The organism is Roseibium aggregatum (assembly GCF_014692675.1).
GTDB lineage: Bacteria > Pseudomonadota > Alphaproteobacteria > Rhizobiales > Stappiaceae > Roseibium > Roseibium aggregatum_C.
The window spans coordinates 1-850 of record NZ_JABFCZ010000085.1 but is presented as its reverse complement, the minus strand read 5'-3'; the positions used below and the strand labels follow the sequence as shown (position 1 = coordinate 850).

At 64.2% G+C, this 850-nt stretch carries 1 protein-coding gene and 1 pseudogene; both read right to left on the bottom strand.

Features of this window, described 5'->3' with window-relative positions; translation table 11 throughout:
• A pseudogene (locus HK439_RS27055) lies at nt 1–125 on the bottom strand (4-carboxy-4-hydroxy-2-oxoadipate aldolase/oxaloacetate decarboxylase); the annotation flags it as partial.
• On the bottom strand, nt 125–850 hold a 726-nt coding region (locus HK439_RS26390; RefSeq protein ID WP_190294462.1), incomplete at its 5' end, for a PIG-L deacetylase family protein. The gene HK439_RS26390 and the pseudogene HK439_RS27055, both read right to left, overlap by 1 nt.

Here is an 850-nt window from a genome sequence, read left to right as displayed (position 1 = left end):
CCTTTACGCCCCTGCGCCTCGTGCACGGTCGCAACCCCGCATGCGCCAAGGGCCGCGATCACTTGCTTGTCGGCGCGCTCGATCTTCTGAACGACCACGCCCGACTGGGTCACCGCGCCGGCCATCAGAGTTCGTCCACCGTGCGCGGATAGATCGACTGGAAACCTTCGGCGTATTTGCAGTCGCGCCCGCCCGCCTGGCCGCCGGAGTTGCGGCGGAAGTGGTTGCCGCGGTTTTCCGCTACGTTCTCATAGAAGTGCCACAGGTGCTCCTGGCCCTGCATGCACTGGATTGCCGCCCACTTCTTGTCCCACACCGGGGTGATGTCGAGGAACACGTCCGGCTTCCATTCCATCTGCTCGGTCTGGTGCGGCTCGAACAGGTAGAGCTGCGGAGCACCGAGCACCTTCTGGCCCGGGTTGTGGCCCCAGGCCTGAGCGATCATCCGGCACTCGATGGCAAACTGGGTCGTGGCCATGTGGTCGGTGTTATAGGGATCCCACTTGGAGTGGCTCAGCATGAACGAAGGCTGGACTTCGCGGATCACGTCGACCATGCGGTCCTTGGCGTCCCGGTCCAGGGTCAAGGGATAGTCGCCGAGGTCGAAGAAGCGGATGTCGGAGGCACCCAGCGCGGCCGCCGCGTTCTCCGCTTCCTTGCGCCGTTCGGTCTTGACCCGATCGAGCGTCATGCCTTCCTGCTTCCACAGCTTCGCGCTCTCGCCGCGCTCGCCGTAGGACAGGCACACCACCGTCACGTCGTAGCCGCGCTCCTCGTGCAGCGCGATCGCACCCCCGCACCGCCACACAAAATCTGCCGAATGCGCACTGATTACCAATGCCGTTTTCTT